This is a genomic window from Anabaenopsis sp. FSS-46, assembly GCF_029891665.1.
In the GTDB taxonomy this organism is placed as follows: Bacteria; Cyanobacteriota; Cyanobacteriia; order Cyanobacteriales; family Nostocaceae; genus Anabaenopsis; species Anabaenopsis arnoldii.
In genome coordinates this window covers 22,035-28,034 of the sequence record NZ_JANQDG010000079.1, presented here as the reverse complement: position 1 = coordinate 28,034, position 6,000 = coordinate 22,035, and the positions used below count along the sequence as shown (strand labels likewise).

Sequence of the window (6,000 nt, the reverse complement as noted above, 5' to 3'; positions counted from 1 at the left end):
AGGCGACGAATATATAGATAAAGTTTTTCAACAATTCCCCCAAGTTAAAGACTCAGTAGACTTTTGCGCCTATTGGTTTAGGTTAGCGCACCAACACCTTGATGAACAAGGGAGAGCGGGTTTAGTAGCGACCAATTCCGTCAGTCAGGGTAAAAGTAGAGTCGCAGCTTTAGATTATATTACTCAAAATCAGGGTTATATTCATGAAGCCGTATCTACCCAACCATGGTCAGGTGAAGCGAAAGTCCATGTAAGTATTGTCAACTGGTGTAAAGCCAAACCGGGTAAATACTATTTAGATGATGAGGTGGTTAGCAGTATTAATTCTTCTCTCAAATCTAGTATTGATGTTTCTCAAGCTGTGCGGTTAAAAGCTAACTTGAATAAATGCTTTCAAGGGGTGATTCCGATAGGAAAAGGTTTCTTTGTGACAGAGGAGCAAGTAAAGGAATGGATAAAAGCGGATGGGAAAAACCAAGAGGTATTAAAACTATTTTCCATGGGTGCAAATCTGGCGCAAAATACCCATGGTAAACCAGAGCGGTGGATTATTGACTTTAATGATATGAGTATTGAAGATGCAAGTGAGTATCAATTACCTTTTGAGCATATTAAAATTAATGTCAAGCCAGAAAGAGATAATAATAGAAATGCTAAAGCAAGAGACTACTGGTGGAATTTTTTTTCCCATCGTCCAGCTATGAGAAAAGCTATTTCATCTTTATCTTATTACTTCACAGTACCTAGAGTTTCCAAATGGGCTATATTTATTCCAGCACCATTGAACTGGCTACCTGGTGACTTAAATATTGTAATTGCATCAGAAGACTTTTACATATTAGGTATTCTCACATCTAAAATACATCGCCAGTGGGTAAAAGCCCAAAGTTCAACCTTAAAGGGAGATACTCGCTACACTAATACCACCTGCTTTGAAACCTTTCCCTTTCCCCAGACAGCAACAGGGGAGATAGTCAAAAAAATCCGATCCAAAGCGGTAGAACTCCACGAATATCGGACTCAAGAAATGGAGTCTAAACAGTGGGGAATCACCACATTATATAATGAATTCTACAACGAACCCAGCAGCAAACTATCTAAACTCCATGAACAACTAGATAAACTAGTGATGGAAGCCTATAAATTTCAACCTGAAGATGACATTTTAGAGCAACTCCTAAAATTAAACCAAGAGCTAGGAAAAAAAGAAAGCCAGAATCAACAGGTAATTGGACCCGAAGCAGTTAATTAAAATATTGTCAAAAAACACCTTTGCGAACCTTTGCGCGTACTTAGCGACCTTTGCGTTTAAACACAGTACAGGCGATCGCCTAACAGAACCCACAGATACCCGTAATTACTTACACCACTAATACACGTGATAAGCAGTAATCACAAGAAGTTTATCCGGCGAATATATAGACTCAACCCTGGGATAACTAGAATGTGACCACCAAACCTTAAATCTACCACCCTTTGCTGGTGCACTAGCTGAAATTGAATATCCAGCTGCTTCCATTATTTGCTGAAAATGGATCGAGCTAATTGTAGGTACATCAAATTTTTTTAGACCCTGGATCTCATGTTTGTTGAGGGTCATAGCTACCGTGATAAGTAGTGAAGATTTTATACCCAGGTAAGACTAAGCCTATACCAAGAGGTGCATTGATCATCCCCGGATATTTATATGGATCATCATCTGGAGTTTCACCGCCAATCCGAAATGATAAGCCAAAAAACCAAATATATAAACCTGGAAACATTAAATCCATACTATATGCTATGGCTCTCATTTTTTCTTTTTTGTTAATGATTCCTGCGTTTATTTTAAGCTTAGTTAGACTGATCATTTGCGCCTCCTGAGATTGCAAAGGACATGGGAAAATCAAAAACCAGAATTTATCTTTAAAGTTGCTTTTGAGTCAATTTGAGTAATTTTGAGTGTTATTTTATTTAAGGTTCAAGAGGTTGAAATTACAGTAATTATTATAACAAATAATATCACAATATAATTATATCTTCGAGAATGTTTGATAAGTTTTCAACAGGTAATTTTCATCACATCTTTACCACCTTAATCTCCCTTGTGAGGAGAAATCTACCCGCAGATCCCCGACTTCTAGATAAATTATCCCAGAGTATCTCTAATAGAGTATCTCTAATTATGTGAGAAGTCCGGGATCTAGTAATCCGACCCCACCCAACCAAATAAAATATTGTCAACAAACACCTTTGCGAACCTTTGCGCGTACTTAGCGACCTTTGCGTTTAAACATTGTACAGGCGATCGCCCCAAAGCTCCCCGACTTCTAGATAAATTATCCTAGAGTATCCCTAATTATGTGAGAAATCGGGGATCTTACTTTTGATACTCATAACTATTTCCTCTGACAGAAAGCATTGTCCGTGAGAATTGATAATCTCAACTTAATCAGAGTAAATCTTGATTTTCGAGCCGTCCAGGATTTTATTCGGCTGGGGTATTACTTGCGATTAAAAATGCTTTTTATCAGAGGTATTTATGTTTTACCACAAAAAAGAGCCTATTCACCCTGTGAATGTTTGTGAAGCTGACCCTCGTTTCGCGCAATTACTTCTAGAGCAGTTTGGGGGAGCAACCGGGGAACTATCAGCAGCTTTGCAATATTGGGTACAGTCTTTTCATGTGGAAGATCCGGGAATTCGGGATATGCTCCAAGATATTGCGATTGAAGAATTTAGCCACCTGGAAATGGTGGGGAAACTAATTGAAGCTCATACTAAAAATACCGACCAGACCGAAGCATATAAAAGTACTCTGTTTGCTGTGAGAGGTATGGGACCCCACTTTTTAGATAGTCAAGGGAGTGCTTGGACAGCACATTACTTGAATGAAGGTGGCGATGTAGTTCGGGATTTAAGAGCTAATATTGCAGCTGAAGCTGGCGCACGTCAAACTTATGAGGAATTAATTAAACTAGCAACGGACCAAGGGACTAAAAATACTTTAGTGCACCTGTTAACCAGGGAAGTTTCTCATACTAGAATGTTTATGAAGGCTCTGGATTCATTAGGAAAATTAAGTGAGCCATTTTTTGGGAATATTCAACCAGATGAAACCGTTGATATTTATTACAACCTATCTGCAAATGGGGATGGTAAGGATCAGCGTGGCCCTTGGAATCGGGAGCCAGATTTTAAATACATCACTAACCCACTGGAAAGAAAATCTTAAACTAAAGCCATAGAGCTAATGGTGAAAAAACAAAAAGCGCCTGGGAGTGTGGCCGTGTTTCCACCCCAAACGCTTTTTATTTTTAACTTGCTCCTCACACACTATTAGATAGTACAGTTAGTTACTCAAAAGGCAAGTTTGATATGTGACAGTTTATGAACTGTCACAGAACCACTTGGCAGAAGTTTAGTGTAAAAAGTGACGTATGCCAGTTAACACCATGACTAAACCGAGTTCATTTGCAGCCTTTACAGAATCCTGGTCGCGCAAACTTCCACCGGGTTGGACAATTGCAGTAATTCCCGCTGCTGCGGCTGTTTTAACTGAATCATCAAAGGGGAAAAATCCATCGCTGGCGAGAATTGCACCTTGGGCTTTTGCACCTGCTTGCTCTAAGGCGATTTTGACTGAACCAACCCGATTCATTTGACCAGCACCTACCCCTAGAGTAGTGCGATCGCGAGTAATGACAATAGCATTAGATTTGACGTGTTTACAAACCTTCCAAGCAAAGAGTAACTCAGCTAACTCGTCGGGGGTGGGTTGACGTTCTGTGACTACTTGCCATTCACCACTATCAGCTATTTTATCATCAGCGGACTGGACAAGAAAACCCCCGGCGATCGCCTTGACAGTTTCCTTAGGGCCACTAGTCAAATCTGGTAAAGTTAAAATTCGTAGTTTAGATTTTGCCGCCAAAACTTCTTGGGCTGCGGCTTCACAACCGGGAGCAACCACACATTCTAAAAATGTCTTAGTTAACTCTTCCGCTGTAGCCACATCAATGGGGTGATTGAGTGCGACAATTCCCCCAAAAGCCGAAACAGCGTCAGCATTAAAGGCTTTTTGATATGCTTCCACCAGGGTACTACCCAAAGCCACACCACAGGGGTTAGTGTGTTTAATCACCGTTGCTGCTGGGGTATCAGTAAACTCCGCAATAATCTGGCGGGCGGCTTCTAAATCCACCAAGTTATTATAACTCAGTTCCTTACCTTGCAATTTCGTAGCCGCAGCCCAACCGGTGGGAGTTGTACCGGTTTGATACCAAGCAGCAGGTTGATGGGGGTTTTCACCATAACGCAGAGATTGTAATTGCTGACCAGACAGGTTGTAAGTATTCTCAGATTGTTGGCTGAGATAAGCTGCTATGGCTTGGTCATAACTCGCTGTATGGGAGAAACCTTTTAAAGCACATTTCTGGCGAAAATCTAGGGAAGCAGTCCCGTTATTTTGGCGTAATTCCTGTAAATATTCCTCATACTGTTCTGGGTCACATAATACCGTCAGATGGGCGAAATTTTTCGACGCAGCCCGTAACATCGCCGGACCACCGATATCAATTTGTTCCACCGCCTCCGATAATGTTACCCCGGGTTTAGCAATGGTCTCCTCAAAGGGATAAAGATTGACAACTACTAAATCAATGGGGCGAATTTGGTTATTTTCTAAATCTGTTAAATGTTGGGGAATATCCCGCCGCGCCAAAATTCCGCCATGAATGCGAGGATGTAAGGTTTTAACTCGACCACCTAAAATCTCAGGTGAACCTGTGTAATCAGAAACCTTTGTCACTGGTAGTCCCGCATCCTTGAGGGTTTGGGCGGTTCCCCCGCTGCTGATTAAATTAAATTCAAATTCTTCGACCAAGCGACGGGCGAGGTCAACTATACCAGTTTTGTTAGATACACTCAGCAGGGCTAGACGCGCCATGTTTTAGTTCCTCAGATGTAGGCGATAAAACGAAAGATCCCCAGTTTTACATAAGGTTGGGTTCACTTCAAGACCGTGGGACCCAAAAGGCTGTTAGTTAGTGCTTATTAGCCAGGGAATAAATTCCCTGTCTGATAGCTAAAGTCCACTGAAAGTGGACTGGTGGGTTACTTAGAATCCTATAGTTAAATGAGTGTATTTTTTTATATTCAATATCAAGTGATATTATTTAGATAATTCTGTCATCTATCCAAAGGTAGATTTTTTAGGAAGCTTCTGTTGGACAATATCCCCGACTTCTATGAAAATTGATGGTTACCTGATAATATCATCCTAAGAAGTCGGGGATATCTTGTTACAAAGATGTCAGTATGATGAAAGATTTAAAATTATGACGAAAAAATCTCAGAGGATTTCCGGAAACCATTCATATTCTTGGCAAGAAACTTACTTGTATTATTGCGCTGCTTGGTGTTGCAAATTACTACGATAATATGATTTACTGATGTTAAAAGAGCTTAGTTTTGCAGTACTATCTGTTATTTCCTTTAGCTCTGCTAGTCTAGCAGAGCCTTGTGATGATGCGTGGGGTAGACTTGATTCGTTAAACCCTTTTTTTTCTTCAGCCAAATTAAAAACTAAAAGTGGTTTATACAAGTGTAAAGTTATAGATGTTCATCCATATCATTTAGAGTTTGATGTGTTATGTGATAATGGGTCATCAATACACTCTGAATGGCTTATGGGTCAACCAATAGAAGGAATTGAGGATGGTGAGCAGATTTTTGTACGAGACAGAAATGGTTCTGAATTTAAAATGGAATACAATGTTCAACCTGTTATTAATTGTGATCATAATCGGGGAATTATGTCTTTTGATATCGAATATTATGCTTATCAAAAAGCGTTTCAATTTACATTAAACATTCATTACAAATTAAAATATAGACCTTTATTGAAGCCAGCGGGCTTTTAGATTACCAGATGGCGTTGCTTCAATCATTCTCTCATCGGGATGCTAATTGGATTGATTCCAATACATAAAGTTTCCATTCGATTAGTGTCCCCAGGGA

5 protein-coding genes are annotated in these 6,000 nt (G+C 40.0%); 3 read left to right on the top strand and 2 right to left on the bottom strand.

All coding sequences use genetic code 11. The features are described 5' to 3' along the window. Nucleotides 1-1,252: type IIL restriction-modification enzyme MmeI (locus NWP21_RS09105; RefSeq protein WP_348519767.1), on the top strand; the 1,252-nt coding region annotated here is incomplete at its 5' end. A gap of 328 nt (nt 1,253-1,580) precedes the next feature. On the opposite strand, the gene NWP21_RS09100 is transcribed toward NWP21_RS09105, so the two are convergent. Beyond that, on the bottom strand, nt 1,581-1,850 hold the full coding sequence (locus tag NWP21_RS09100; RefSeq protein ID WP_280792439.1) for a hypothetical protein: 270 nt from the start codon (nt 1,848-1,850) through the stop codon (nt 1,581-1,583). 671 nt (nt 1,851-2,521) lie between these two features. On the opposite strand from NWP21_RS09100, the gene NWP21_RS09095 reads away from it, so the two are divergent. After that, complete coding sequence (locus tag NWP21_RS09095; RefSeq protein ID WP_280792438.1) at nt 2,522-3,214, top strand: manganese catalase family protein; 693 nt, start codon at nt 2,522-2,524, stop codon at nt 3,212-3,214. 186 nt (nt 3,215-3,400) lie between these two features. Here NWP21_RS09095 and purH read toward each other — a convergent pair whose 3' ends face one another. After that, on the bottom strand, nt 3,401-4,927 hold the full coding sequence (purH, locus tag NWP21_RS09090) for a bifunctional phosphoribosylaminoimidazolecarboxamide formyltransferase/IMP cyclohydrolase (protein WP_280792437.1): 1,527 nt from the start codon (nt 4,925-4,927) through the stop codon (nt 3,401-3,403). A 505-nt stretch (nt 4,928-5,432) separates the two neighbouring features. Between purH and NWP21_RS09085 the strand changes: the two genes are divergently transcribed. Beyond that, nucleotides 5,433-5,903, top strand: coding sequence for a hypothetical protein (locus NWP21_RS09085; protein WP_271760686.1), 471 nt, complete (start codon nt 5,433-5,435; stop codon nt 5,901-5,903). Nucleotides 5,904-6,000: the final 97 nt, after the last annotated feature.

What these genes read in the sequence shown, in the direction of transcription:
- NWP21_RS09100 (WP_280792439.1), bottom strand. Translation starts at nt 1,850, where the DNA reads ATGATCAGTCTAACTAAGCTTAAAATAAACGCAGGAATCATTAACAAA.
- NWP21_RS09095 (WP_280792438.1), top strand. Translation starts at nt 2,522, where the DNA reads ATGTTTTACCACAAAAAAGAGCCTATTCACCCTGTGAATGTTTGTGAA.
- purH (WP_280792437.1), bottom strand. Translation starts at nt 4,927, where the DNA reads ATGGCGCGTCTAGCCCTGCTGAGTGTATCTAACAAAACTGGTATAGTT.
- NWP21_RS09085 (WP_271760686.1), top strand. Translation starts at nt 5,433, where the DNA reads ATGTTAAAAGAGCTTAGTTTTGCAGTACTATCTGTTATTTCCTTTAGC.